The sequence below is a fragment of the Mesorhizobium sp. WSM4841 genome (assembly GCF_055811515.1).
Window position 1 is genome coordinate 65,251 of sequence record NZ_JBVVQC010000007.1, and the last position, 25,206, is coordinate 90,456.

The following is a 25,206-nucleotide window of genomic DNA, read 5'->3' on the forward strand; positions in this document are numbered from 1 at the left end:
GTGACGCCCGGTGCCTTTTCGGTGCGTTTCAGCCCAGCCGCGCCGGGATCAATCCGCGCAGTGAATTGCCAACGAACAGCGCTTTGGCCGACTTCAGATCATCCAAGCTGTAGATCGCCTCGCGGGCGCGACCTTCGTCCAGCAATTCGCCGCGCAATACGCCCGGCAGCAGGCCGCAGTCGAGCCGCGGCGTTGCCAGCGCGCCGTCGCCGAAATCGGCAAAGAGATTGGTGATCGTGCCCTCACAGATTTCACCACGCTCGTTGGCCAGCAGCACCTCGTCGGCCCGGCTGATCAGATATTCGGCTCGCGCCCGCTGATAGGTGTCCCGGCGGCTCGTCTTGTGGCGCAGCAGCGTGTCGCTTGAATCGAGCCGCACCCGCGCCAGTTGCAGCCTCCACACCTTGTCGGCTGCATGCGGCTCATAAGGCAGCGCCGAGACCGTCACCTTGCCGCTGCGCGACAGGACGAGGCGTGTGCGCAAGGCTATGTCCGGCCGGTCGACGGCGTTCCTGAGCATCTCGCCGACCTTTTGTGGATCGCAGGCAAAACCCAGTTCGGCTGCCGAGCCATAAAGGCGAGCCAAATGGCGGTCGAAACGGAGGAAGCCCTGGCCCGGCTGCCAACGCATGGTTTCGATCAACTCGAAATCGGCGGTGTTCCCGTCGCGTAGCGCGCTTTCAGCAGGCACTCTTGATACTCCTCCTCGGCCGTCGAATCGAAGACGACGCCACCACCGATATTGTAGACGGCTTCGCCACTGGAAAAGAGCGATATGGTGCGGATCGCAACCGAAAAGCGCATCGTGCCGCCGGGCGCGATCCAGCCGATGGCGCCGCAATAGACGTCGCGTGGTGTGGCTTCCAGATCGTGCAGGATTTCCATAGCGCGGATTTTTGGGGCGCCGGTGATCGATCCGCATGGAAACAGCGCAGTGAAGATCTGGCGGATGGTGAGGTCGGGCAAGAGCTTGGCCCGCACACGGCTCACCATCTGGTGGACGGTCGGGTAGCTCTCGATGCGGAAAAGCTCCGGCACCTCCAGCGTGCCGACCTCGCTGATCAGCGAGATGTCGTTGCGCAGCAGATCGACGATCATCCGGTTCTCAGCCTGGTTCTTCTCATCATTTAGCAAGAACGCCTTCAGCCGCTTGTCCTCCGCCTTGGTCGCGCCGCGCGGGGCGGTGCCCTTCATCGGATGGGTCTCGATCATGCCTTCGGCGTCGACCTCGAAGAACAGTTCCGGCGAACGCGACAAAACGACCGGATCGCCGAGCGCGATCAGCGCGCCGTATTTCACAGGCTGGCGCTCGGTCAGCGCGTCGAAGGCGGCCAGCGGATCGCCCGACCACTGCGCATGAACCGGAAAGGTCAGATTGCCCTGATAGCAATCGCCCTTGCGAATGTGATTGTGGAGCCGCGCAAAGCGTTTTGCGTAGTCTTCTGAAGACCAGGAAGCCCTTGCATCGAAGATCGGACCGTTGGTCGCCGCCGCGTTGCTGGGCACGACCGCCTGTTCGACAGGCGCGTCGAAGATCCCCAGGCAGACGAGCGGGGCGCGGCGTCCGCCCGGCAGCAGCGGAACGAGCTTCGGTTCGAGCAGGTAGCCGGCCTCGTAGGAGAAATAGCCGGCCAGCCATTTGCCGGCGTCATGCGCGGCCTGCGCAATTTCCAGCGCCGGCAGGAAATCCTCTGCCTCGTGCGCCACGATGATGCCGGCCGGGCGGTCGAAAACGAGCTGATGGGCGCGCTCGTCATTCCGGAAAATTGCAGAGGGCAGGGACATGGGACTCGGATGCTGCGGTCGATGACGCCAGCTATCGCTCTATATGGGGGCTCGATCGGGCGCAATCGAGAGCGCGGCGTCTCAGGACGCAAAGGCAGGCTTGGTGCAAAAGCAAACTGGCGGCACCTCAAGGCGCCGCTAGTGCTCGATGCTGGCAGGCAATTCAGGTGTTGCTCGCGGTCCCCGCGGTCGGGAAGCGGCGCGCGAATTCCTTCTCGTCGCCGGCGGCAAGCAGTTTCGCCTGCTCGATCCAGCGCTCACGCTCGATGCGGCCGTCGAACTGGAGAACGTCTTCGATCCGCTTGATATCCGCCGCCGTCCAGGCGGCGATCTGAGCGTAGGTTCTAACCCCCAGGCCGTGCAGCTTCCGCTCGTTGACCGGGCCGATGCCGATCAAGCGACGCAGACTGTCGGTCTTATCAGCTGCTGCCGCCGCTGTTGCCGTGCCGGCGGTGGCCTTCTTTGCCGCCGGCGCAGCCTTCCTGGCTGTGGCGCTCGTTTCCGACGCGGCCGCTTTCGACGCACTGGCTTTTGGCCCGGCTGCCGCCTTGGCGGCCGCCGGTTTCTTGGACGCGGTCTTGGCCGGTGTCGACTTGGCCGGCGCAGTCTTTGCTGGCGCGGACTTGGCCGGCGTGGGCTTGGCCGGCGCGGATGTCGACATCAATGCCGACGGTGCCGGGATTGCTGCCTTTGTCGCGCCGGTCTTGGCGCCTTGTGCCTCGGTCAACTGGCGCTCCAGGTCGGCGCGGGCGCCGCGGCATACTTCCAGCTCGCCGGTCAGGCGGTCGGCGTCGGCGCGCAGCCTGTCGCGCTCGCTGCGCGTGCGGTCCATGTCACCGCGCAGGCTGTCGAGCTCGCCACGCAGGCGTCCCCAGATGAACCAGCCAACCAACACACCTACCAGGAACGCCAGGAGCATGTAGAAAAAAGTGCCCATTGTCTCTCTCTCCAGTCCGATCCATCTGCCACGGCCTGGAGTGGTGACCTTGGCACAAGGACCATTCAATGGTGGCTCCGCTGTTCGCGGAACAGCCGGCTTAGATCGAGCTGTCGGCGACCGGCTTTTCCTGCCATGGCCAACGGCCGCTGTCGCACTCGCCGAAGCGCCGTGACCGGCCGAAGATTTTTTCCTGGCCTGAGCCCCGCGCCAGACTGAGCTTGAGGCGGGACGCTATCATACAGCTTCCGGAAAGCTAACGGAAAAATTCCACGGAGAGTTATTTAAGAACAGATATTTAGGGCAAGAATAGAACGGCCTCAATATGCATAGCGGCTAAACTGTTCTGTCAGCCCCGGATGTTCAGCGCTGTGCGTCAATTGTCCAAAGCTTCGAGCTCGTCGATCAGCCCGCCGATCACGCCAAGTCCGATCTGCCAGAAGGCAGGATCGGTGGCGTCAAGACCGAAGGGTGCCAGGAGCTCGGAATGATGCTTGGTGCCGCCGGCGCGCAGCATGGCAAAATATTTCTCCTGAAAGCCACGCTCCGCATTTTGATAGACCGCATAGAGCGAATTCACCAGGCAGTCGCCGAAAGCATAGGCGTAGACGTAGAAGGGCGAATGGATGAAGTGTGGAATATAGGTCCAGAAGACCTCGTAACCTTCGCGCAGCTTGATCGCCGGCCCGAGGCTTTCCGCCTGCACTTCCAGCCAGAACTGGCCGAGCCTGTCGGATGTCAGTTCGCCGTTCTTGCGCTCGGCATGCACCTTGCGCTCGAACTCGTAGAAAGCGATCTGGCGCACGACCGTGTTGATCATGTCCTCGACCTTCTGGGCGAGCATGGCCTTGCGCTCGCGCTTGTCCGTGGTCTGGTCCAGCAGCGAGCGGAAGGTCAGCATCTCGCCGAAGACGGATGCCGTCTCGGCCAGCGTCAGCGGCGTCGAAGCCATCAGCGCGCCCTGGCCTGCGGCCAGAACCTGATGCACGCCGTGGCCAAGCTCATGCGCCAGCGTCATCACGTCGCGCGGCTTGCCCATGTAGTTGAGCAGAACATAGGGATGCGCCGACGGCACAGTCGGATGCGCGAAGGCGCCCGGCGACTTGCCCGGCCTGACCGGCGCGTCGATCCAGTTGCGGTCGAAGAAAACCCGGGCGATCTCCGCCATGTCAGGTGAAAAGCGCTGATAGGCGGAAAGCACCGTGTTCTTGGCCTCGTCCCAGCCGATGATCGCTTGCGGGGTTTCTGGCAACGGCGCGTTGCGGTCCCAGTGGTTCATCACCTCCACGCCGAGCCAGCGCGCCTTCATCGCATAGTAGCGGTGCGACAGGCGCGGGTAAGCGTCGCGAACGGCTGAGGCCAACGCATCCACCACGCTGCGCTCGACGCGGTTGGCGAGATGGCGCGAATCGGCGATGTCCTCGAAGCCGCGCCAGCGGTCGGAAATCTCCTTGTCCTTGGCCAGTGTGTTGGTGACCAGCGTGAACGTGCGCAGATTCTTGCGGAAGGTTGCGGCCAGCGCTTCAGAGGCCCGGCGCCGCACCTCGCCATCGGCATGCTGGAGGCGGTTCAGCGCCGGCTCCAGGGTAAGCTCCTCGCCATCGATGTCGAAGCGCAGATCGGTCATCGTCTCGTCGAACAGGCGGTTCCAGGCGCCGCGTCCGGTAATCGACTTCTCGTGGAAAAGCTGCTCGACCCGATCCTCGAGCTGGTAGGGTTTGTCCATGCGCAGATCGAGCACCCACGGCCGGTAGTGAGCAAAGGCGGGATCGGCAGCAAGCGCGGTTTCGATCGCGGCATCGTCGATGAGGTTCAGTTCGAGCGCGAAAAACAGAAGATGCGCGCTGGCGTCGGTCATCTTCTCCTGAATGTCACCATAGAGCTTGGCGCGCTGCGGATCCGCGGTGTTGCCGGCATAGATCAGTCCGGCATAGGAGACGATCCGGCCGATCAGTTCCTCCAGTCCCTCATAGGCGGCAAGCGCCTCGCCCAGCCTGCCGCTGTCGGCACGCTCCGCCTCGGCGGCGAGCGTGCCTTTCCAGCGGCTCTCGAAGCTGATGGCATCGGCCGCCGCCCTGGCGATGTCGCGCTTCAGCTCGGGGTCATCCATGCCCGAATAGAGATCGACGAGATCCCATTCCGGCAGATTGCCAAGCTCCGCCGCGCCCTGACCGGACGCCGCCGCCGCAAGCTGCCGACCAAAAACCATGCGCATTGCCGATACTTTCCAGATTGCAGGACCCAAGCGGTCAGACTCAAAGATTCAAGAGGGGGATTAGAAAGCCGGTCAAATCCTAAGGAATTCGTTCACCGGGTTTTTTGAAACCTTATTTAGAACCCTGTGCCAGGATGATCCATAGGGTGGATTGCCCTTGGGTGGGCATATTGGGCGAGCATCGTTGAACCAGTCATGACAGGTTCCATACTCATAGTCGATGACGATCCCGTGCAGCGCAGGCTGCTCGAGGCGGCCGTGACGAAATTCGGCCACAGCGCGATCATCACGGATGGCGGCGAGGCCGGTCTCGACGCCCTCGACGGGCCCAATGCGCGCGACGTGTCGGTGGTCATCCTCGACCTCGTCATGCCGGGCCTTGACGGTATCGGCGTGCTGAAGGCGATGCGTGAGCGGGGCATCCAAGTTCCGGTCATCGTACAAACCGCCCAGGGCGGCATCGAGACGGTCGTTTCGGCCATGCGTCACGGCGCTTTCGACTTCGTCGTGAAGCCGGCCTCTCCCGACAGGCTGCAGGCATCGATCGGCAATGCGCTCAAGGTCGAGGCGGTCGAGGGCGAAGTGAAGCGCACGTCGCGACGGCGCGGCGGCCATCTGACCTTCAAGGACATGATCACCCACAGCCCGGCGATGGATCGGGTGATCCGTCTCGGCCAGAAGGCGGCCGCGTCCAACATCCCGATCCTTATCGAGGGCGAATCCGGTGTCGGCAAGGAGTTGGTGGCGCGCGCCATCCAGGGCAGCGGCGACCGCCGCTCAAAACCCTTCGTTACCGTCAATTGCGGCGCCATCCCCGACAATCTGGTCGAATCGATCCTGTTCGGCCATGAGAAGGGCTCGTTCACCGGCGCCACCGAAAAACACACGGGCAAGTTCGTCGAGGCGCATTCGGGCACGCTCTTCCTCGACGAGATCGGCGACCTGCCGCTCGACGTGCAGGTCAAGCTGCTGCGCGCCGTGCAGGACGGTGAGGTCGATCCGGTCGGCGGGCGTTCGACCGTCAGGGTCGACATCAGGCTGATCTCGGCGACACACCGCAATCTTCTGCAGCAGGTCAAGGACGGCAAGTTCCGCGAGGATCTGTTCTATCGCCTGAACGTCTATCCGATCTTCGTGCCGTCGCTGCGCGATCGTCGCGACGACATCCCGTATTTGGTCGAGCACTTCCTGGAGAAGGTTGCGCCCACCGATCCACGTCACCGCCTGCACGGCATTTCGGCTGCGGCGCTCGCCATGCTGCAGGCCTACGACTGGCCGGGAAACATCCGGCAGCTGGAAAACGCCGTCTTCCGGGCCTCAGTGCTTTGTGAAGGCGATGTGCTGACCGAAGAGGAGTTTCCGCAGATACGGGCGCAGGTCGAGGGCACCGTCAACCTCGATGCGGATGGCGCGTTGCCCGCCTCGCCTTTGGTCATCGAGCCGCCTGGCGAGGACGCGCCGGCCAATAACGGCATCGCTGCGACCGAGCGCGATCCGCCGGCCTGGCCGCAGCCCCGCTTCGGCACGCTGCGGGCACTCGACGAACGCGGCAATGTGCGGGCGCTGGCCGATGTCGAACTCGAAATGATCAAGCTCGCCATCGACCATTACAACGGCCAGATGAGCGAAGTTGCCCGCCGCCTCGGCATCGGCCGCTCCACGCTCTACAGGAAGCTCAAGGAATACGGCATCGATCCGGAAACAGGCCGTATCGACCGGCTTGCTTCCTGACAAAGCAAGTGCGGACCAGCTTGTCAGCCTGGCATCAGGACAATCGACAGTCATCGATCGGGCGTGACGTGCGTCGGGCGACGCGCTTGCGGCGGTGTTCACGCATTGAGGCGGCCGGTAACAGATCGTGTTCATGGCAAAGGCCGAAACATGATCTAAACCAGCAGTTTACCAAGAAACCCTGCGCAATATTTTTGACGGGATATCGCCACGGTGTTACCGCATTTCGGCTTCAATAAGCGATGATTAACCATTAGGATCGATATTCGGATGCGAACACCACCGCATCCGTTGGTCAAATCCGGGGACAAACGGCAGCCTGCAAGGCCTTTTGATTTGAACAAAGTCGAACGACACACAAACGGGCGGCATTATCACATGAGCGTCTGGCCGAGATGGCTGGCAGCGGTGGTCCTCGCCTTTGGCTTCCTTACAGCGGCTGCGACCGGCGCCAGCGCCCAGACGCGTTCGCTGAAACTCTATAACCTCCACACCAAAGAGAAGGCGGAGATCGTCTTCAAGCGCGGCGGCCGCTACGACCAGGCGGGTTTGAAAAAGATCAACGTCATCCTGCGCGACTGGCGCCGCAACGAGCCGACCAAGATGGATCCGCGCCTGCTGGACCTGGTCTGGGAGGCTTACCGGCAGAGCGGCGCCACCGACTTTATCCAGGTCGTGTGCGGTTATCGCTCGTCGTCCACCAACTCGATGCTGCGCAGCCGCAGCAGGGGCGTCGCCAAGAAAAGCCAGCATATGCTCGGCAAGGCCATGGACTTCTACATTCCCGGCGTGCCGCTGAAGAAACTTCGCGACATCGGTCTGCGGATGCAGGGCGGCGGTGTCGGCTATTATCCGAGATCCGGCTCGCCCTTTGTCCACATGGATGTCGGCAATGTGCGCCATTGGCCGGGCATCAGCCGCCAAGAATTGGCGCGTGTGTTCCCCAATGGCAAGACGCTGCATGTGCCGAGCGACGGCAAGCCGCTGCCCGGCTATTCACAGGCGCTCGCCTCCTACAAGGCGCGCAAGGGCGCCGGCGCTCCCGCCATCGAACTGGCCAGCGCAGGTGGCGGTTCCAAAAGATCCGGTGGTCTGCTGGCGGCTTTCTTCGGCGGCGGTGAGGACGAGGCGGATGACAGCGCCGATGTCGCAGCCGCGCCAACGCCGAAGTCAACCAACGTGAAGCCGGCGAACGTGAAGCTGGCGAACGCGAAGCCGGCGCCGGCCGCCAAGAGCAGCAAGCTTCCGGGCATTGCCATCGTGTCGCCTCAGGATGCGAAACGCGCCGAGATTCCGCAAATCCCCGATGTGCCTGCTCCGGAACCGGAGGAGGACACGCCGGAAACGATCATTGCGGCGCTGCCGGCGCGCAGCGTGCCGCTGCCTGATTTCGCCCCGCGTCCGAAGACCGATGTCGGCGCTCAGCCGCCCGAAAACGTTCCGTTCGGCGTGGCGGATGCCACCGCCACCACCGAACAAGCGCCGGCTCCCTTCGGCATGGCCGAACCGTCCACTGTCGCCGATGCGGCGCAGGTTGCAGCCAACGACATTCCGTTGCCGACCTGGCGTCCCGATCACTCGCTGCCGGCCGACCTTGCAGCGGCCGACCTTGCGCCGCAGGACAAGGCTGTGCTTTTGGCGCTCGCGGATACGGCCGGCCACGGCAAGACCGCTACCGATGCGTTCTCGGTGCTGCCCTCGGCTCGGCCCGACTTGGTGCAGCCCGCCCAGGTCCAGCCCGACCAGGTCCAGTCCGACGCGGCCCAACCCGATGCGGTCAAGGCCGTCCTCGAGCGGGTCAGCGCAACCGACGAGTACCAGGTCGCTTCGCTGTCCCAGCCGAGTTCGGTCCTCAGCGATCCGGCGAACATCAACGCTGCATCGCCGCGCGAGGCTGTCTTTGCCCGCCCGCCGGGCTCCGATCCGGCCGCAGCGATCGGTGCGGGTGTGAAGACCACCCGCAAGGCAGCCAGGGCAACCGCCCGTGACCTGAAGCCTGGTCCCAAGTCCGTAGTCGTCGCCGCCGAGCCTCAGGCGGCGCGCTGGGCGTTGAACAGCGACGAGAATGTCGCCACCGTCTCCAGCGCGACGACGGCACCGCGCTATGCCTACAATATCGTGCACACGCCGCCGACCGAGGTCTACACCGCCGGCTTCCAGTCGAACGATCAACTGGCCGAAGCCAACCGGTTCACCGGCAATGCCGTCAAGTTCCTGTCGGTCGCCCGCTTCCAGACCAAGTAGCGGATCGACCAGCAATACAAAGCCGCGCCGGGTAACCCGCGCGGCTTTTTGCTGTTCGCAAACAAACACGCCGCGATGCTGCCAGTCCACTTGGGGATAAGAGTTTCTCTACCGCCCGAGCTTGCTCGCCGCGCGCGCCAACGCCTCGATTTCGTCCCACCTGCCGGCCTTGACCAAATCGTCCGGCGCCACCCAGGAGCCGCCGACGCAGATGACGTTGGGCAAGCTCAGATAGTCGGCGGCGTTCTTGCCGGTGATGCCGCCGGTCGGGCAGAATTGCACATCGGCGAGCGGCGAGGCGAATGCCTTGAGCGACGCAATGCCGCCCGACTGTTCCGCTGGGAAGAATTTCAGGAAACGCAAGCCTGCCTCGCGGGCGGCCATGATCTCACCCGGCGTGATGGCGCCGGGCAGCAAGGGAACGTCGCTGTCCTTCGCCGCCGCCAGAAGCTCGCAGGTGATGCCGGGGCTGACGATGAACTTAGAGCCGGCTGCTGCCGCCTCGCCGAACTGGCGGGCGTCCAGAATGGTGCCGGCGCCGACGATGGCGTCCTCGACTTCGCTTGCCACAAGCCGGATCGCCTCCAGCGCGTCAGCTGTCCGCAGCGTGATCTCGATCGCCGGCAGGCCGCCGCGCGCCAGGGCACGCGCCAGCGGCACGGCATCGGCGACGTTGGCGACCTTCAGCACCGGGATAACCGGTTGGCCGTTGAGGAGCGACAGAAGCTTTTCGGTCTTGCTGGGCATTTGTCGTCTCTCCGGTATTGATCCGTTCAACCGGTTAGCAGAAGGCCGTTTTTCTGTCCACGAAACCAAGCGTGTCGCGATGTCACGCACTGCCGGCAATTCCGGCAGCCCGGACAACAAGAAGAGGCAGTTCCACGCGTCAGCCTTGAATCGGCTTTCATGAGCGTTTAGTGGCTTCGGCGATGACACTGCCCAATCAACCTTTCCGCGTTGCCGCGCTCTATAGGTTTGCCCGTCTCGACGACTTCGAGGCATTGCGCGCGCCGCTCGCCGCCTTCTGCTGCGGACGCGGTATCAAGGGCACGCTGCTTCTGGCGCATGAGGGCATCAACGGCACGGTCGCCGGCAGCGAAGCTGACATCGCCGCGCTCATCGATCATCTCGGATCCATCGAAGGTCTCGCCGGTCTCGAGGTCAAGTACAGCAGCGCCACGCAGATGCCGTTCCACCGCATGAAGGTGCGGCTGAAGCGCGAGATCGTCACCATGGGCGTTAGGGATATCGATCCGACGGCAAGCGCCGGCACCTATGTCGCACCGGCCGACTGGAACGCGTTGATCTCGGATGCGGACACGATCGTCATCGACACGCGCAATGCCTACGAGGTATCGATCGGCACCTTCAAGGGCGCGGTCGATCCCGCTACGGCGAGCTTTCGCGAATTCCCGGCCTGGGTCGAGCAGCACCAAGCCGAGCTCGTCGGCCGGAAGGTGGCCATGTTCTGCACCGGCGGCATACGCTGCGAGAAGGCAACGGCCTATGTGAAGTCGCTCGGCTTCAAGGATGTGTTCCATCTCAAGGGCGGTATCCTGAAATATCTGCAAGAGGTGCCCGCCGAACAGAGCCTGTGGCAGGGCGAGTGCTTCGTCTTCGACGAGCGCGTCTCGGTGTCGCACGGGCTGGTCGAGGGTGAGGCGGAACTGTGCCGCGCCTGCCGGCATCCGCTGATCGGGCAGGACCTGTTATCGCCGAAATACGCCGCCGGCATCTCATGTCCGCATTGCTTCGATGCCCGTTCCGACGAGGATCGCGCGCGCTACGCCGAGCGTCAGCGCCAGGTCGAGCTTGCAGAAGCGCAAGGCAGGGCTCCGCACGTCGGACGTTAGAACGACGTGCGTCCGCTTGGACGCACTTGGACGCACGAAGTACGCTCTAACACTTTGAATCTACGCATCGAATCTACGCATCGTGCTTTCCGAAAATCGATTCCGATTTTCGGGCCGACACTGCAGATCCTGACATCACTTGTTTTCGCCATCATTGGCAAAGCGCTCATCCGTCATTGTAATGTCAATGTGCGGGGCCTACCTCTTCAACGTCCGAAAACCTGCCCGTCCACGTTCGGCCGGGCCAATTCTGGAGGCATTGATGTTCGATCCCAAGAAGCTCCTCGACGATCTGCTCGGCTCGCAAATTCCCGGAACGGGGTCGACCGTCCGCGACAAAGGGGGTCAGGCCGTGCAGATGGCCAAGGACAATCCGCTGGCGGCCGGCGCGCTGGCCGCGGTGCTGCTCGGAACCGGCGCTGGCCGTCAGATCACCGGCACTGCGGTGAAGCTCGGCGGCCTGGCCGTGGTCGGCGGCCTCGCCTACAAGGCCTACCAGAACTACAAGAACGGCAAGGCGCCGGCTGAAACGCAAGTTGCCGGCGAACCGGAATTGCTGCCGCCGCCCGCCGACACCAGCTTCCATCCCTCGCAGGCGCCGCAAGGCGAGGACGAATTCACGCTGACGCTGGTGCGCGCTATGATTTCGGCGGCGAAGGCCGACGGCCATATCGATGACGACGAACGGCAAAAGATCGCAGGCAAGCTCAGCCTCGCGGGCATCGACTCCGACGCGGAGAAATTCCTGATGTCGGAACTGGAGACGCCGCTCGACCTGGATACGCTGGTCGCCGGCGCCCAAACCGACGCGCAGAAGCTCGAGCTCTACACCGCCTCGCGCCTCGCCATCGATCCGGATACACGTGCCGAACGCGGCTATCTCGATCTGCTCGCCGGCCGCCTCAGCTTGCCCGATGCACTGCTCGACCATGTCGAGGCGACGGTGTCGGCGGCAAAAGTGCCGGCGCCAGAGGTGCCGGAGTCAGGGGTGCCGGCGTCGGGAAAGGCAACCGCCGGTTCGCGCTGGTAGGCTTCCGGGCCGCGGAGAGCGGGAATCCGGGCACCGCTCTCGCGTTAATGTCTCGTTTACCTAGGAAGCGCATGATTTTAGGTAGTCGGATCGGCTTTCCTCCTCCCAAGCCGGTTCAGATCAGGGCGGCCGCCAATGGCCGCCCTTTTGTCGATGCCGTTAGCGCATGAGCCGAAATCGGAATCGATTTTTGGAAGCGATCATGCACAAAATCAAATTGCTCGATATCAAGGTGCTATGGCGTCCTTTGCGGACACGCGGCGCTGCAGGAGGACAGTTATGACAGACTACAAAACAGCCATCGTCACTGGCGCCGGCACCGGCATCGGCAAAGCCGTCGCTACGGCGCTGCTCAGGGCCGGCTGGAACACGGTGTTCTGCGGACGCCGCAAGCCGGTGCTGAACAAGGCGATCGCCGATGCCGGATCTACACAAGCCAAGGCGCTGGCGGTCGCCTGCGACATCAGCAAGGCCGATCAGGTCGACGAGATGTTCGAGACGGTGGCGGCGGCCTTCGGCCGTGTCGACCTGCTCTTCAACAATGCCGGCACAAGCTACAAGTCGACATTGATCGACGAGATTCCCGTCGAGGTGTGGAACGAAGTTGTCGGGGTCAATCTCACCGGCTCGTTCCTGTGCGCCCGCGCCGCCTTCGGCGCCATGCGCAGGCAACAGCCGATGGGTGGCCGCATCATCAACAACGGCTCGGTGTCTGCCTACGCGCCGCGTCCGGGCTCAGTGCCCTATACCGCGACCAAGCACGCTATTACCGGGCTGACCAAGACGCTGGCGCTGGACGGCCGGCCTTATGACATCGCCTGCGGCCAGATCGACATCGGCAACGCCTTGACCGACATGGCGCAGGCGATGACGGTCGGGGTACCGCAAGCCAATGGCTCTATCGCCGCCGAAGCGGTGATGGATGTCCAGCAGGTCGCCGATGCCGTCGTCCATATGGCCAGCCTGCCGCTCGACGCCAATGTGCTGTTCATGACAGTGATGGCGACGAAGATGCCGTATGTCGGGCGAGGGTGAGCGGTTGGTTCGCGTAAGCGAATTCATCGTGCCAGTGGCACGATGAAGGCCGGCGAACGCCTGGACGCTGCGCAGCAGCGGGGACCCGGCCGGGCCGCGATCAATTTTGGCTAGGACTGCATAACCGAAAGCGGCACGCCGGGAAGATACAGCGAAATGGGGCGGATTTCGTAGACGGCGGTCGGATTGACGCGGCGAAGGTCGCGCGCAATCGCGATCGCGGCATCGCGCGTGGCGCAGTCGACGACGTAGAGCCCCAACAATTGTTCCTTGGTCTCGGCGAAGGGTCCGTCAATGACCATTCCGGCGCCCGGCCCGCGCAAGGTACAGGCGTCTTGGGTCGCCCCGAGCCGCGCCGCCGGGCCAAGCGTGCCTTCGCGGTATAGCCGTTCGTTTATCTGGAGCAGGTCGGTCATCAGCGCCGCATCCTCGTCCGGAGTCAGCGCAGTGATCACTTCCTCAACGTGATAGGCGAGGATGGCATAAAACATCTGACGTCACCTTTCTTCGGTCGTGAATTCTATCGCCGACGACAGCGATCTCCTCGTTGAGACAGTGCCGCGCGTTCTATCGGGCGCAAAGGACGCCGTAGCACTTTGATTTGCGCCTCCGCGAAAATCGATTCCGATTTCGGGGTAATGCGCTTGTTCTCACTTGCCCAGAAACGCCTCGATCCGCTCCAGCGCGCGCAGGATGTTCTCTTCGGAATTGGCGTAGGACAACCTGATATAGCCTTCGCCCAGGATGCCGAAATCGGGTCCGCCGATCAGCGCTACGCCGGCATCCTCAAGCAGGGCAGACGCCAGCTTCTTGGCCTTCCAGCCGGTTTTTGAGACATTGGGGAAGGCATAGAACGCGCCCTTCGGTGTGATGCAGGAAACGCCCGGCAAGGCGTTCAGCCCTTCGACCACGATCTTCCTACGGCGGTCGAAGGCGCGCATCATCTTGTCGACGTCGTCCTGCGGACCGTCGATGGCCGCGATACCGGCATACTGGCTCGGCGCGTTGACGCATGACCAGCAATTGACCGCGAGCTTGCGCACCTTATCGTAGAGGTGGGCGCCCTTGTCGCCGTTCGGCCAGATCGACCAGCCCATGCGCCAGCCGGTCATCGCCCAGGTCTTCGACCAGCCATTGAGCACGATCAGCCGGTCGCGGATCTCGGGAAAGTTGAGCAGCGAGCAATGCGTCTCGCCGTCATAGGTCATCACGTCGTAGATCTCGTCGGAGAGGATGGCGACATCAGGGTGCGCTTCCAGCCCATTGACCAGCTTCTCGATCTCGGCGCGGGGGGTGACCCCGCCGGTCGGGTTGGCCGGCGAGTTTAAGATCAGCAGCCTGGTCTTCGGCGTGATCAGCGCCAGCGTCTCCTGCGCCGAGAAGGCAAAGCCGTTCTCCTCGCGCATCGGCACCGGTACCGGAGCAGCACCGGTGAACTCGATCATCGAGCGATAGATGGGAAAGCCGGGATCGGGATAGAGGATCTCGGCGCCCGGTTCACCGAACATCAGGATCGCGGCAAACATGGTCGGCTTGCCGCCGGGCAGGATCATCACCGCCTCGGGCGAAACCTCGACGCCGGTGGTGGTCAGCGCGCGGCGCACCACCGCTTCTCGTGTCGCCAGCAGGCCGTTAGCCGGCGTATAGCCGTGGTGGCCGTCGCGCAGCGCCTTGATCGCGGCCTCGACGATGTGCTGCGGCGTCTTGAAGTCGGGCTGGCCGATGCCGAGATTGACGATATCGCGGCCCTGATGGGCGAGCGCGGTGGCACGAGCCAGCACCGCGAAGGCGTTTTCCTCGCCGAGACGATCGAAGGCCGAAATCGTGTGGAGCATTTTTCCCGTCCGTGTGGTTCTTTCACCGAGCGAGCGTTTTTGTGAGCGTCCTTTCGCAAAAGTCAAACGGATTGGAGCTTTGGGTGTCGGAAAACCTCAAGAATTGGCAACCGCGCCCGCGGCCCGAACGCAAAGTCCTGGAGGGGCGCTATGCCAGGCTGGAACCGCTCAACGCCGAAAAGCACGGCGACGGCCTGTTCGAGGCGTCGTCGGTGCCTGACGTCGATGGTCGTTTCGCCTGGCTGTTCGACTATCCACCGCAGACCCGCGCCGCCTTCCAGCCATGGCTGGACAAGGCCGAAGCCAGCGAGGACCCGCTGTTCTTCGCGGTCATCGACAAGGCCAGCGGCAAGGTCGCCGGACGCCAGACGCTGATGCGAATCGATCCGGCCCATGGCGTGATCGAGATCGGCAACATCTATTGGGGGCCGCTGATCTCGCGCAAGCCGGCGGCGACGGAAGCGCAGTTCCTGTTCATGAAATACATTTTCGATGAGCTTGGCTATCGCCGCTACGAATGGAAATGCAACAACCGCAACGAGCCGTCGAAGCGCGCGGCCGAGCGTTTCGGCTTCAAGTTCGAGGGCATTTTCCGCCAGCATCTTGTGGTCAAGGGCGAAAACCGCGATACCGCGTGGTACGCGATCATCGACAAGGAGTGGCCGGCACTGCGCAGAGCCTATGAGGCATGGCTCGATCCGGCCAATTTCGATGGCGACGGTCGCCAGAAGCGACGGCTCGAGTATTTCCGCGCCGAGTTCGGCGCCTGACCACGATCCCGAAAAGTGGAGGCCGGTTTTCGGATAAGATCATGGTCAAACAAGACGGATCATGATCCCGAAAAGTGGAGGCCGGATTCGGGCAAGATCATGGTCAAACGAGATTGAGCCTCCATCCTGATTCTGCCGGGATGGATCAGGCTCTAACAGGAGTTTGCAGATGGCGCATGACCATGGTTCGCAAGGGCATGACCACAGCGACGGCGCCGGTCATGTGCACGGCTCGACCGACAAGAAACGGGTGCTGATCGCAGCCTGCCTGACCGCCGGCTTCATGGTCGTGGAAACGCTTGGCGGTCTCTTCACCGGATCGCTGGCGCTGCTGGCGGATGCCGGCCACATGCTCGCCGACTGTATCGCGCTCGGTCTCGCCTGGTATGCTTTTCATCTGGCCGGCCGGCCGGCCACCGTTCGCCTCACCTATGGTTTCGGCCGGGTCAAAACGCTGGTCGCCTATACCAACGGCATCGCCATCTTCGTCATTGCGCTGTGGATCATCTATGAGGCTTGGGAACGCCTGCTGACGCCTGCGCCCGTGCTCGGCGGGCCGATGCTGGTCGTCGCGATCGCCGGTCTGCTGGTCAATATCGGCTCCTTCTTCGTGCTGCATGGCGGCGACCGCGACAGCCTGAACATGCGCGGTGCCATCCTGCACGTGCTCGGCGACCTGCTTGGCTCGGCGGCGGCGATCATAGCTGCGCTGGTCATCCTGGCAACGGGCTGGACGCCTATCGATCCGATCCTGTCCGTCCTCGTCTCGCTGCTGATCCTGTCCACGGCCTGGTCGCTGATGCGCGAAGCAGCCCATGTCCTGCTCGAAGGCGTGCCGGCGAGCCTCGATCGCGACCTGATCGCCAGGGACATAGAAGCGACAGTCAAGGGCGTGCGCGAGGTGCATCACATGCATGTCTGGTCGCTCGACGGGTCAAGCAACATGGCGACCTTGCATGCTTGCCTCTACGATGGCGTAGATGCCCACAAGGCGGTCAGCGCCATCAAGAAGCGGCTTGCCGCCGAGCATGGCATTGCCCACGCCACCGTAGAACCGGAATTCGGCCATTGCGCCGACAGCCATGATGGCCACGATGGCGAGCACGACCATGCGCACGATGCGGCTCCGCATCATGGCCACTATCACTGATACCGGGAGTTCCATGGCATTGATAACGAACTTGATGAATTCCCGCCGCGTCAGGGCCGCGTGATGGATCGCGACACGCGCAACGCGGCGATAGGCGCCCTCTGGGTGCTGCTGCTGTTCGGCATCGCCGCCTACTATTTGCCAACCGTGATGCTGGCGGCCGGCCGTGTCTCGACCATTCTTGCCGCTGTAATTGCCGCTGTCTTCATGGTGGCCATTTTCGTCGTGTTTTGGCTGCGTGGCCGCAGCCAGCGCAAAAAGGATCATTGATATGCGTATTTTGATTACCGGCGCGGCAGGCATGGTCGGCCGCAAGCTCATCGCCCGGCTGGCGAAGGACGGAACGCTCAGCGGCCGGAAGATCGCCGCGCTCGACCTTCACGATATCGTGCCGCCGCAGGCGCCGGCGCTGGAAGGCGTCGGCGTCACCATCCATACAGGCGATCTCGCCGCGGCGGGCGGGATGGAACGGCTGGTCGCGTCGCGCCCCGACGTGATCTTCCATCTCGCCGGCGTCGTGTCGGGCGAGGCGGAAGCCAATTTCGATCTCGGCTATCGCGTCAATCTCGACGGCACAAGGGCGCTGTTCGATGCCATAAGGCTGGCGGGGTTTGCGCCGCGCGTCGTCTTCACCTCGTCGATCGCCGTGTTCGGCGCACCGTTTCCGGACATCATCCCCGACGAATTCCACCCGACGCCGCTAACCTCCTACGGCACGCAGAAGCTGATGGGCGAAGCATTGCTCGCCGATTATACGCGGCGCGGCTTCTTCGACGGCATCGGCATCAGGCTGCCGACCATCTGCGTCAGGCCGGGCAAGCCCAACAAGGCGGCTTCGGGCTTCTTCTCCGGCATCATCCGCGAGCCGTTGAGCGGCCAGGAAGCAATATTGCCGGTGCCGCGCTCTGTCGTGCACACCCACGCCAGCCCGCGCTCGGCGGTGAATTTTTTGATCCACGCAGCAGGGATCGACGGCAGCGCCGTCGGGCCGCGCCGCAATCTGACGATGCCCGGCGTCGCCGTCACGGTCGGCGAGCAGATCGAGGCCTTGGAACGCATTGCCGGCGCCAAGGCGGTGAAACTGATCCGCGAGGAGCCCGACGATACGATCTGGGCGATCGTCAAGGGCTGGCCGACACGGTTCGAGGCGCGGCGGTCGAGGGAGCTTGGCTTTGCCGCCGAAACCAGCTTCGACGACATCATCCGCGCCCATATCGAGGACGAGCTGGATGGGAAGATCGCGGGTTAGGTGTCGATATTCGGGCCAGCGGCGACACACAAATTGCCGATCTCGGCGCTGCCCCTCACCTGCCTGCCGGCATCCTCTCCCCGTAAACGGGGCGAGGGGCGCTCTCATCGGTGATTTCGCCAATGGCCGGCGTTGCCGGCAGGGCGATGAGGGGCGGCGCCGAGGTCGACAATTCCTGGTTCAGTTTGGAGGCTGCGCGTCCGATCGAGGCGCTATCCGCCAGTCAGGCTGGCCGACAACAGCAGCAACCCGAACAAAAACACGAAGGCTGCGCCGCCGATCTCGACGATCGAATGGATGCGGTTACCCATGCGGCCGTCACCGGCGAAATAGACTGCCCAGTTCTTGGCCGTCACCGCCAGCGTCGCCAAGATCGAGACCGTGATCGCGGTGCCGAGCGCCATCGCCAGCACCGACAGGATGCCGCCGAACCACAGCCCGTTGAGCATGGCAAAGCTCAGCACGATCAACGCGCCCGAGCAGGGGCGGATACCGACCGCAGCCACCGCCGACCAGGCGGTGCGCCAGTCGAAGCGGTCGCCGGAAAGCAGCGCCGGGTCGGGCGCGTGTGAATGTCCGCACGTCTCGCAGACCTCGCCCGCATGGTGATGATGATCGTGCCCGCCATGGTCATGGTGATGGTCGTGTGCGCCATGATCATGGTTGTGGCCATCATGGCCATGTGCGTGAAGCGCATGGGAATGCGCCGAATGAGCATCGGCGGAATGTGAGTGGCCTGTTTGCGAATGGCCGGCATGGGCCGCCGACAGGCTGTAGGCAGGGTTCGCGCCGAACAGGCGAAGGATAGCGGGGCCGGCCTTGCGCCACAAAAGCCAGGCGCCGAACAGGGTGACGAAGACAAAACTCATGACTTCGAGGAACCATGCCGCGTCGGTCATCGATATGGTGGTGCCGCGCAGGACGAAGTAGGCGAGCATCATTACCAGGATCGCCGTCAGCGCCTGCAGCAGGGCCGAGACGAAGGACAGCATGATACCGCGCTTGAGCGCGACTTCGTTCGCCACCATGTAGGACGAGATCACCGCCTTGCCGTGACCGGGGCCGGCGGCATGGAAAATGCCGTAGGCGAAGGACAGGCCGATAAGCAACCACAGCTTGCCGCCATCCTCGCGCATTGCCTTCATCGCGCCGGCAAGCGCGCGGTAGAATTCCTGCTGACGCAGATTGATCCACATCAGGATATGGGCGAACGGCCCGGTGGTGGGAGCTATCCCGTCATTGGTGCCGATGCCGAGCGAGCTCTGTGCGTGGGCGGAGCCGAGGACGTGCGTCATCACAAGGGCGGCTGCCAAAAGGCCGAAAGCCAAACGCAGGGACGGTTTCGTCACCGGATTATCCTTCTGGCTGACAGTTCAGTTCGAGCTTGGTCGCAAAGATCTTGCTCATATCGGTGCCTGTCGGATCGTTGAAGAAGGCGTCCGTCAGGGTCTTCTGGTTCTCGGCGAGCGCCTCGTCGGGGTTGGGACGAACGACCTTGCTCGTGCATGTCGACGGCAAGCCGGCGACCTGCAGATTCGCGTCCTCGGTGAAATCGATCGCCGTGTAGAAGGTCGGGTCATAGACGCCGATATCGATCTTGCCGGCCAGCCTGGTCGGCGCCTTCGGGTCGGATTCGAACAGGATGATGAGCTGGTCGTTGTCGAAATTTGCCATCAGCTGCGGCGGCGGGTTCATCGCCTCGTCCTTGCCGTCGACGGTGACGAGTTGGAAGTAATTGAACTCCGCCAGCGAAGCATGGACGGTGTCGGCGACTTCCTTCAGCTCCTTGTCGTCGAGCTTCAGGTCGGAATTCTTATCGAACTCCATCATCACCGTGCTCGAAAACAAATCGTCGAAGCGCCAGACATGGCGCAAGGCCTTCACACTTTGGTGATCCGGGCTGAGGATCACTTCGAGGCGAGCCTCGGCGAAGACGTGGGGATGCACATTTGCTGGCCCGACCGTGGCAAATGTCGCCGCCATGGCCGAAGCCATCATGATTGCTTGCCGTTTCAGGTGCATTCTCGGTCGCGATTCCATCAGCTTGGGTAAATATCGAGAGTTACCAGAAAGGGGGCGAAAATGGGACTCCCGGCGGCTAAAAGCTCATGCATTGTCAATCGTCTTGAACCACTGCACCAGGAAATCGACAAAGACGCGAACTTTCGCAGGCAAATAGCGTCGGTGCGGATAGACGGCGAAGATGCCGCCACCCGGCAGGATGCGGTCATTCAGCGCGGTCACTAGCCGGCCACTTTCGATGTCGGGCGCGGCGATGAAATCCGGCAGGATGGAAAATCCCAATCCCGCCACGGCGGCGGCCCTTGCCGCCATCGGACTGTTGACCTCGATCGGACCGGAGACCGAAACGGTTACCGTGTCGCCGCTGTCGCCCTTGAACGGCCAGTTGGTCAGCCAGCGGCCATTGGTGTCGATGATGCAGGGCACGCGGCCAAGGTCCTGCGGCCGCACCGGCATGCCGTGCTTGGCAATCAGCTCGGGCGATGCGCAGAGCCGCACCGAGAACGGCGCCAGACGCCTGGCGATCAGCGAGGAGCTTTCCAGCCGCGAAATGCGCACAGCGAGATCGAAACCTTCCTCGACCAGATCGACGAAGCGGTCGTCGAGATGAATGTCGAGCACGATGTCGGGATGTTGTTTGGCGAAGTCGATCAGCGATTGGCCGATCGGTGCGTCGGCAAAAGTGCGCGGTGCCGACAGCTTGATCCTGCCGCGCACGTCGCCGGAGGATTCGCGCACCGCATCGGCCAGGCTGTCGACCTCGCGGACGATTTCCGAGGCGCGGCGGTAATAGGTGTGGCCGGCCTCGGTTAGCGAGAACTGCCTGGTGGTGCGGTTGAGCAGCAACGCGCCGAGCTCGTCCTCCAACTCGCGCACATATTTCGACAGCAGCGCCTTGGAGCGGCCGATCTTGCGCGCTGCCGCCGAAAAACCTTCGGCCTCGACCACGTCGATGAAGGCGCGCATGCGGGTCAGCGTATCCATGTCATGCGCTCCTTTGGTGGGCTGAAAGGATGCGCGCGGCAAGCGCCATCAACTGCCGGTCGCTGTTCTCAGGTCCGAGCAGCGAGAGGCCGAAAGGGGCGCCGTCGACATGGCCCAGCGGCAGGGTGATCTGCGGAAAGCCCGACACGCCGGAGAGGCACAGCAGCCTTAGCGCGCGTTCGCGATAGGTCTGCAAATCATCGAAGGAATCGGTCTTGAGCGGGGCGGCACCCGGAACGGTCGGCAGCACAAGGACGCCGTCATCGCCAAGCAGGTCGACAAGTTCAAGACGAAACGAAACGCGACGTTCCGTTTCACGTTGCGCGATTGCGACGTCGATGGTCGCGCCATGCTCGAAACGCCCCTTGACGCCGGGGCCGAGCATCCGGTCACCCTGCGAGATCCAGGCACCATGATTTTGCCACGCCTCGTACCCCTGCAGCGTGCGGAAGCACCAGTAAAGTTCGTCGGTGGAATGCGAGAGCGGCGCAATGACCCGCGGCGTGCCCATTACCGAAGAGACATGGCGGACCATGCCGCGGTATTCATCCGCCTCCCGCGGGCCGAGCACGAGCCCGTCCAGCACATCCAGGGCGAGCGGACTCTGCAATTCGTCGCGATGCAGATCATTGCCAAGCAGCACCGCGCCGACCTTGTCATAGGTGGCCATATCCTTGGCAAACCACCCGAACGTATCGAGGGAGGGGGCCAGCGGCATGGTGCCGTCGAGCGAGATGCGGCCATGCGTGACCCTGAGGCCGATCAGGCCGCAAAAGCTTGCCGGCGCGCGGATCGAGCCGCCGGTGTCGGATCCGATGGCGATGTCGGCCAGCCCGCCGGCGACCGCGGCGGCGGAACCGGAGGACGAGCCGCCGGTGATGCGGTCCGGCGCTGCTGGATTGACCGGCGACGGAAAATGCGCGTTCAGCCCCATCAGGGAGAAGGCCAACTCGTCGGTTTGCGTCTTGCCGACGAAGCGCGCGCCCGAATCAAGCAGCGCCTGGACGGCCGGCGCTGTCGCCGAAGCGGGTGAAGCCTCCTGGTATTTCTGTGGATTGCCGCAGCCGGTGCGGTAGCCGGCCACGTCGTAGATATCCTTGACGGCCAGCCGCAGGCCGGCAAGCAGGCCGGATTGCGCATTGGATACCGGGATATCGTCGAGGTCGAGAAAAGCGTTCAGGGGGCCGCGAGTGCCTGTCATGCGTTCGATATCCGGATACAGTTGTTGCAACATTGTTCGGTGCCAGGAATTTTACAACCTGCCATACGATTTTTATTGATTGTGAAACCCTTCGCTCTTATATCGCGCTTGCCCAAAGTCGCACGTGCCTGTGGGTGTCCGCCGATCCTCAAAATGGTGAGGATATCGGTAAGGTAACTGGAGCTAACCCCTCCAGTCGGTTTAGCGGCCAACCGCCAGACCGAGGACACCTTGAAGCAACGACGGTGCGGGCCTTTCTGGTGTTCTGCCGGTCGTCCAAAGACCGGGGTTACTGAAGAGGCACACCTTCATTGCCGGCAGTGCGGACGGGTCTCCCATCCAAGCCAAGGCAGACAAAGCGAACCGAGGCCGGGCAAGGCCAAGGTTCACCGCCGCGAGACGGCGCTTCATGGTTCCGGGGTCTCCACCGGCTGGTTCCATGGATTGACGTCCCGCCTTTGTCCACCGCGTGTTCGCGAGGTCGATGACCCGCGTCCCGCAGCCTTTGTGCGCGCCGAAAGGCGCTGATGGAGAGACCCCGATGGCTACCCAGCGCATCCTTGACTTCCTCGCCACCCGACGTCCGAACGGCCCTTGCCTCGTCGTCGATCTCGACGTCGTGCGCGACAATTTCCGCGCCTTCGAGAAGGCGCTTCCCGATTCGAAAATCTACTATGCGGTGAAAGCAAATCCGGCGCCGGAAATCCTGCGCCTGCTTGCTGCGATGGGCTCGTCCTTCGACACCGCTTCCGTTGCCGAAGTCGAGATGGCGATGGACGCCGGTGCGCCGGCGGACCGCATCTCCTTCGGCAACACCATCAAGAAGGAGCGCGACATCCAGCGCGCCTATCAGCTCGGCATCCGGCTGTTCGCGGTGGACTGCGTCGAGGAGGTCGAGAAGATCGCCCGCGTTGCACCCGGCGCCCGTGTGTTCTGCCGCGTGCTGACCGACGGCGAAGGCGCCGAATGGCCGCTGTCGCGCAAGTTCGGCTGCGTGCCGGCGATGGCGGTCGACGTGCTGCGCCATGCCAGGACGCTCGGCCTCGACGCCTATGGCGTGTCGTTTCATGTCGGCTCGCAGCAGACCGACCTGACCGCTTGGGACCGCGCCCTCGGTGACGCCAAAAAGGTGTTCGCGACGCTCGCCGAGGAAGGCATTGTGCTCAAGATGGTCAATATGGGCGGCGGCTTCCCGACCCGTTACCTCAGGGATGTGCCGGTGGCACAGGCCTATGGCCAGGCGATCTTCTCGGCACTGCGCAAGCATTTCGGCAACGCGATTCCCGAGACGATCATCGAACCGGGCCGTGGCATGGTCGGCAATGCCGGCGTCATCAAATCGGAAGTCGTGCTGATCTCGAAGAAGGCCGACAACGACAATGTGCGCTGGGTCTTCCTCGACATCGGCAAGTTCGGCGGTCTCGCCGAGACGATGGACGAGGCGATCCGCTACCCGATCGTGACCGCGCATGACGGCACCGAGACTGCTCCGTGCGTGCTCGCCGGCCCGACCTGCGATTCGGCCGACGTGATGTACGAGAAGACGCCGTATCCGCTGCCCCTGTCGCTGACCATCGGCGACGAGGTGCTGATCGAGGGCACCGGCGCTTACACGACGACCTACGCCTCGGTCGCCTTCAACGGCTTTGAGCCTCTCCGATCCTACGTGATCTGACGGCTCGCAAGAGCCGGTCAGATCACCCGGTGCGGGCGACGAGATCGCCCGCTTCGGTTCGCCTGTGGAACAATCCGCTCGTGAAGGATCGCGGAAATGGACGTTTTGGATTTCATTGTTGAGGGCGGCGTGAGCCGGCAAATTTCCCCCGTTGTGGGGGAGATGGCCGCAAAGCGGCCAGAGAGGGTCGGCTCAGCTGTCGCGACCTCTCTCGGACTGTGTGGGGCCGGCGCTTCACGCGCGGCGACCCCCTCTGTCGCCCTTGGCGACATCTCCCCCTCGAGGGGGGAGATTGCTGGCGCTTTCGTCATCGCCGCCGAAACCGCTGCTGACGTTTCGGCGCGCGAGGCTTTGCTCGATCGCGCCATGGGGCCGAAGCGCCGGAAAAAATCGTCGGAAAAGCTGCGGCGCGGCCGCCGGCCTTCGGAAGGCCTGGCCTTTGTCACACGTGATGCGACGGGTGCCGTCACCGGCACCGTACGGCTCTGGGACGTGGTGCTGGGCGAGGGCGGTCGGGCAGCCCTTTTGCTTGGCCCGCTCGCCGTCGATCCCACAATCAAGAATGCCGGCATCGGCTCGGCGCTGATGCGCCATGCGATCACTGAAGCCGCGCGTCTCGGTCACGCCGCGATCCTTTTGGTCGGCGACGCGCCCTATTATGAGCGCTTCGGGTTCTCGGCGGAAAAAACCGGCTCGCTTGCCATGCCGGGCCCTTATGAGCGGCACCGCCTGTTGGCGCTGGAGCTGGTGGAAGGCGTACTCGCCGGCGCGCAGGGCACGCTGAAGGCGACGGGGCGCAAGCTGAAGTCACAGCGACTGCCGCTCGCGGCCTGACGGATCGGAAACAAGCCGCCGCCCATCGGGCGGCGGCTTGTTTCCATCCCGATTGGTTGGATCAGCCGATCAACTGGCTCAGCGCCATGGCGACGCTCATGTCGCCTTCGACCTTTATCTTGCCGGACATGAACGCCATGGTCGGGTTGAGATCGCCTGATATCAGCGACTCCAGGTCGTCGAGCGAAAGCTTTATGGTGCAGTCGGCCGGCGCGTCGGTGGTCGAGATGGTGGCGCCGTCGATGACAATGACACCGTCGCCGCCGGTATCGAATTTCACCGAACGATCGAACCCGGCACTCGCCACGCGCGCACTGATCTTGTCGGCAATTTCCTGAACGCCCATGGCCGTTCTCCTCGTCTCGTTGCGTTTGTCGCAGATTGGCACTTCGGTCTGGCCGAAGTCGCCGTCTTGCGCATTTCGCGATCACGGTCGCTGGCGCATATAGCTTTGGGTTGACGTTTACGTCAACGCGGTTCCCCGAATGAGAATGGGTTTTATCGCCGCAGCGAAGCTGCCCCGTCGATGCTGCCCGGTGCGCGTTTGCGTGGCTGGAGAGATAAGGTCGCGCAGGGCATTACCTGTTTTACGAGGATTTCGGCTGCCCAACAGGTTCTCGTCGTGCGGCGGCCCTTATCGTTTCGAATGTATCCAT

General features: G+C 63.3%; 24 protein-coding genes. 12 read left to right on the forward strand and 12 right to left on the reverse strand.

The genetic code is table 11. The features are described from left to right. Positions 1 to 28 precede the first annotated feature (28 nt). The 3 genes from AC0L14_RS10585 to AC0L14_RS10595 form a co-directional block, all read right to left on the reverse strand. Positions 29 to 691: an aminotransferase class IV family protein gene (locus tag AC0L14_RS10585; RefSeq protein WP_473749419.1), complete on the reverse strand. Its 663-nt coding sequence runs from the start codon at positions 689 to 691 to the stop codon at positions 29 to 31. After that, positions 640 to 1,785 carry an aminodeoxychorismate synthase component I gene (locus AC0L14_RS10590; protein WP_473749420.1) on the reverse strand — a complete coding sequence of 382 codons (1,146 nt, stop codon included), beginning with the start codon at positions 1,783 to 1,785 and terminating at the stop codon, positions 640 to 642. Before AC0L14_RS10590 ends, AC0L14_RS10585 begins: the two co-directional genes overlap by 52 nt. A gap of 163 nt (positions 1,786 to 1,948) precedes the next feature. Next, positions 1,949 to 2,182 (reverse strand): hypothetical protein, encoded by a 234-nt coding sequence (locus AC0L14_RS10595; RefSeq protein WP_374120339.1) that lies wholly within the window; start codon positions 2,180 to 2,182, stop codon positions 1,949 to 1,951. On the opposite strand from AC0L14_RS10595, the gene AC0L14_RS10600 reads away from it, so the two are divergent. After that, complete coding sequence (locus AC0L14_RS10600) at positions 2,172 to 2,708, forward strand: pentapeptide repeat-containing protein (RefSeq protein ID WP_473486431.1); 537 nt, start codon at positions 2,172 to 2,174, stop codon at positions 2,706 to 2,708. The two genes, AC0L14_RS10595 and AC0L14_RS10600, sit on opposite strands and share 11 nt — an antisense overlap. 390 nt (positions 2,709 to 3,098) lie before the next feature. On the opposite strand, the gene AC0L14_RS10605 is transcribed toward AC0L14_RS10600, so the two are convergent. Then, complete coding sequence (locus AC0L14_RS10605; protein WP_473749421.1) at positions 3,099 to 4,937, reverse strand: M3 family oligoendopeptidase; 1,839 nt, start codon at positions 4,935 to 4,937, stop codon at positions 3,099 to 3,101. Positions 4,938 to 5,132: 195 nt separating this feature from the next. On the opposite strand from AC0L14_RS10605, the gene AC0L14_RS10610 reads away from it, so the two are divergent. Both AC0L14_RS10610 and mepK read left to right on the forward strand, forming a co-directional pair. After that, the gene (locus tag AC0L14_RS10610) at positions 5,133 to 6,668 is read left to right on the forward strand and encodes a sigma-54-dependent transcriptional regulator (protein WP_473486433.1); all 1,536 of its coding nucleotides are present in this window, start codon (positions 5,133 to 5,135) and stop codon (positions 6,666 to 6,668) included. A 378-nt stretch (positions 6,669 to 7,046) separates the two neighbouring features. Next, positions 7,047 to 8,912 carry a peptidoglycan L,D-endopeptidase MepK gene (gene mepK, locus AC0L14_RS10615; RefSeq protein ID WP_473749422.1) on the forward strand — a complete coding sequence of 622 codons (1,866 nt, stop codon included), beginning with the start codon at positions 7,047 to 7,049 and terminating at the stop codon, positions 8,910 to 8,912. A 108-nt stretch (positions 8,913 to 9,020) separates the two neighbouring features. On the opposite strand, the gene AC0L14_RS10620 is transcribed toward mepK, so the two are convergent. After that, positions 9,021 to 9,659, reverse strand: coding sequence for a 2-dehydro-3-deoxy-phosphogluconate aldolase (locus AC0L14_RS10620; protein WP_473486435.1), 639 nt, complete (start codon positions 9,657 to 9,659; stop codon positions 9,021 to 9,023). Positions 9,660 to 9,841: 182 nt separating this feature from the next. Between AC0L14_RS10620 and trhO the strand changes: the two genes are divergently transcribed. The 3 genes from trhO (at position 9,842) to AC0L14_RS10635 (ending at position 12,830) form a co-directional block, all read left to right on the forward strand. Next, positions 9,842 to 10,765, forward strand: a complete 924-nt coding sequence (gene trhO, locus AC0L14_RS10625) for an oxygen-dependent tRNA uridine(34) hydroxylase TrhO (protein ID WP_473749424.1) — start codon at positions 9,842 to 9,844, stop codon at positions 10,763 to 10,765. 262 nt (positions 10,766 to 11,027) lie between these two features. After that, positions 11,028 to 11,795, forward strand: a complete 768-nt coding sequence (locus tag AC0L14_RS10630) for a tellurite resistance TerB family protein (RefSeq protein WP_473527148.1) — start codon at positions 11,028 to 11,030, stop codon at positions 11,793 to 11,795. Between the two features lie 279 nt (positions 11,796 to 12,074). After that, positions 12,075 to 12,830: an SDR family oxidoreductase gene (locus AC0L14_RS10635; protein WP_473486438.1), complete on the forward strand. Its 756-nt coding sequence runs from the start codon at positions 12,075 to 12,077 to the stop codon at positions 12,828 to 12,830. Positions 12,831 to 12,940: 110 nt separating this feature from the next. Here AC0L14_RS10635 and AC0L14_RS10640 read toward each other — a convergent pair whose 3' ends face one another. Beyond that, the gene (locus AC0L14_RS10640) at positions 12,941 to 13,321 is read right to left on the reverse strand and encodes a YciI family protein (RefSeq protein WP_473486439.1); all 381 of its coding nucleotides are present in this window, start codon (positions 13,319 to 13,321) and stop codon (positions 12,941 to 12,943) included. Between the two features lie 159 nt (positions 13,322 to 13,480). Then, complete coding sequence (locus AC0L14_RS10645; RefSeq protein WP_473486440.1) at positions 13,481 to 14,665, reverse strand: pyridoxal phosphate-dependent aminotransferase; 1,185 nt, start codon at positions 14,663 to 14,665, stop codon at positions 13,481 to 13,483. Positions 14,666 to 14,748: 83 nt separating this feature from the next. Between AC0L14_RS10645 and AC0L14_RS10650 the strand changes: the two genes are divergently transcribed. The 4 genes from AC0L14_RS10650 (at position 14,749) to denD (ending at position 17,834) form a co-directional block, all read left to right on the forward strand. Beyond that, positions 14,749 to 15,435, forward strand: coding sequence for a GNAT family N-acetyltransferase (locus tag AC0L14_RS10650; protein ID WP_473486441.1), 687 nt, complete (start codon positions 14,749 to 14,751; stop codon positions 15,433 to 15,435). A 169-nt stretch (positions 15,436 to 15,604) separates the two neighbouring features. Then, positions 15,605 to 16,585, forward strand: a complete 981-nt coding sequence (locus AC0L14_RS10655; protein WP_473749426.1) for a cation diffusion facilitator family transporter — start codon at positions 15,605 to 15,607, stop codon at positions 16,583 to 16,585. 63 nt (positions 16,586 to 16,648) lie between these two features. Then, a complete protein-coding gene (locus AC0L14_RS10660; RefSeq protein WP_123149641.1) occupies positions 16,649 to 16,855 on the forward strand; it encodes a hypothetical protein in 207 nt (68 codons plus the stop codon). Position 16,856: 1 nt separating this feature from the next. Further along, positions 16,857 to 17,834, forward strand: a complete 978-nt coding sequence (denD, locus tag AC0L14_RS10665; protein ID WP_473486443.1) for a D-erythronate dehydrogenase — start codon at positions 16,857 to 16,859, stop codon at positions 17,832 to 17,834. A 212-nt stretch (positions 17,835 to 18,046) separates the two neighbouring features. On the opposite strand, the gene AC0L14_RS10670 is transcribed toward denD, so the two are convergent. The 4 genes from AC0L14_RS10670 to AC0L14_RS10685 all read right to left on the reverse strand — a co-directional run bounded on the left by AC0L14_RS10670 (position 18,047) and on the right by AC0L14_RS10685 (position 22,041). Further along, positions 18,047 to 19,183 carry a nickel/cobalt transporter gene (locus AC0L14_RS10670; RefSeq protein ID WP_473527151.1) on the reverse strand — a complete coding sequence of 379 codons (1,137 nt, stop codon included), beginning with the start codon at positions 19,181 to 19,183 and terminating at the stop codon, positions 18,047 to 18,049. 4 nt (positions 19,184 to 19,187) lie between these two features. Continuing rightward, positions 19,188 to 19,856, reverse strand: a complete 669-nt coding sequence (locus AC0L14_RS10675; RefSeq protein ID WP_473749428.1) for a DUF1007 family protein — start codon at positions 19,854 to 19,856, stop codon at positions 19,188 to 19,190. An 84-nt stretch (positions 19,857 to 19,940) separates the two neighbouring features. Beyond that, positions 19,941 to 20,840: a LysR family transcriptional regulator gene (locus AC0L14_RS10680; protein ID WP_473486446.1), complete on the reverse strand. Its 900-nt coding sequence runs from the start codon at positions 20,838 to 20,840 to the stop codon at positions 19,941 to 19,943. A gap of 1 nt (position 20,841) precedes the next feature. After that, a complete protein-coding gene (locus tag AC0L14_RS10685; protein ID WP_473527152.1) occupies positions 20,842 to 22,041 on the reverse strand; it encodes an amidase in 1,200 nt (399 codons plus the stop codon). A 541-nt stretch (positions 22,042 to 22,582) separates the two neighbouring features. On the opposite strand from AC0L14_RS10685, the gene odc2 reads away from it, so the two are divergent. Next, entirely contained in the window at positions 22,583 to 23,716 is a 1,134-nt protein-coding gene (gene odc2, locus AC0L14_RS10690) for an ornithine/lysine decarboxylase (RefSeq protein ID WP_473486448.1), read from the forward strand. Positions 23,717 to 23,986: 270 nt separating this feature from the next. Beyond that, a complete protein-coding gene (locus tag AC0L14_RS10695) occupies positions 23,987 to 24,550 on the forward strand; it encodes a GNAT family N-acetyltransferase (RefSeq protein ID WP_473639777.1) in 564 nt (187 codons plus the stop codon). Between the two features lie 61 nt (positions 24,551 to 24,611). On the opposite strand, the gene AC0L14_RS10700 is transcribed toward AC0L14_RS10695, so the two are convergent. After that, a complete protein-coding gene (locus AC0L14_RS10700) occupies positions 24,612 to 24,896 on the reverse strand; it encodes an SCP2 sterol-binding domain-containing protein (protein ID WP_095492699.1) in 285 nt (94 codons plus the stop codon). Between the last annotated feature and the right edge of the window lie 310 nt (positions 24,897 to 25,206).

What these genes read in the sequence shown, in the direction of transcription:
- odc2 (WP_473486448.1), top strand. Translation starts at nt 22,583, where the DNA reads ATGGCTACCCAGCGCATCCTTGACTTCCTCGCCACCCGACGTCCGAAC.
- mepK (WP_473749422.1), top strand. Translation starts at nt 7,047, where the DNA reads ATGAGCGTCTGGCCGAGATGGCTGGCAGCGGTGGTCCTCGCCTTTGGC.
- AC0L14_RS10605 (WP_473749421.1), bottom strand. Translation starts at nt 4,937, where the DNA reads ATGCGCATGGTTTTTGGTCGGCAGCTTGCGGCGGCGGCGTCCGGTCAG.
- AC0L14_RS10655 (WP_473749426.1), top strand. Translation starts at nt 15,605, where the DNA reads ATGGCGCATGACCATGGTTCGCAAGGGCATGACCACAGCGACGGCGCC.
- denD (WP_473486443.1), top strand. Translation starts at nt 16,857, where the DNA reads ATGCGTATTTTGATTACCGGCGCGGCAGGCATGGTCGGCCGCAAGCTC.
- AC0L14_RS10685 (WP_473527152.1), bottom strand. Translation starts at nt 22,041, where the DNA reads ATGACAGGCACTCGCGGCCCCCTGAACGCTTTTCTCGACCTCGACGAT.
- AC0L14_RS10680 (WP_473486446.1), bottom strand. Translation starts at nt 20,840, where the DNA reads ATGGATACGCTGACCCGCATGCGCGCCTTCATCGACGTGGTCGAGGCC.
- AC0L14_RS10590 (WP_473749420.1), bottom strand. Translation starts at nt 1,785, where the DNA reads ATGTCCCTGCCCTCTGCAATTTTCCGGAATGACGAGCGCGCCCATCAG.
- AC0L14_RS10700 (WP_095492699.1), bottom strand. Translation starts at nt 24,896, where the DNA reads ATGGGCGTTCAGGAAATTGCCGACAAGATCAGTGCGCGCGTGGCGAGT.
- AC0L14_RS10610 (WP_473486433.1), top strand. Translation starts at nt 5,133, where the DNA reads ATGACAGGTTCCATACTCATAGTCGATGACGATCCCGTGCAGCGCAGG.
- AC0L14_RS10645 (WP_473486440.1), bottom strand. Translation starts at nt 14,665, where the DNA reads ATGCTCCACACGATTTCGGCCTTCGATCGTCTCGGCGAGGAAAACGCC.
- trhO (WP_473749424.1), top strand. Translation starts at nt 9,842, where the DNA reads ATGACACTGCCCAATCAACCTTTCCGCGTTGCCGCGCTCTATAGGTTT.
- AC0L14_RS10640 (WP_473486439.1), bottom strand. Translation starts at nt 13,321, where the DNA reads ATGTTTTATGCCATCCTCGCCTATCACGTTGAGGAAGTGATCACTGCG.
- AC0L14_RS10620 (WP_473486435.1), bottom strand. Translation starts at nt 9,659, where the DNA reads ATGCCCAGCAAGACCGAAAAGCTTCTGTCGCTCCTCAACGGCCAACCG.
- AC0L14_RS10660 (WP_123149641.1), top strand. Translation starts at nt 16,649, where the DNA reads ATGGATCGCGACACGCGCAACGCGGCGATAGGCGCCCTCTGGGTGCTG.
- AC0L14_RS10630 (WP_473527148.1), top strand. Translation starts at nt 11,028, where the DNA reads ATGTTCGATCCCAAGAAGCTCCTCGACGATCTGCTCGGCTCGCAAATT.
- AC0L14_RS10675 (WP_473749428.1), bottom strand. Translation starts at nt 19,856, where the DNA reads ATGCACCTGAAACGGCAAGCAATCATGATGGCTTCGGCCATGGCGGCG.
- AC0L14_RS10600 (WP_473486431.1), top strand. Translation starts at nt 2,172, where the DNA reads ATGCCGATCAAGCGACGCAGACTGTCGGTCTTATCAGCTGCTGCCGCC.
- AC0L14_RS10635 (WP_473486438.1), top strand. Translation starts at nt 12,075, where the DNA reads ATGACAGACTACAAAACAGCCATCGTCACTGGCGCCGGCACCGGCATC.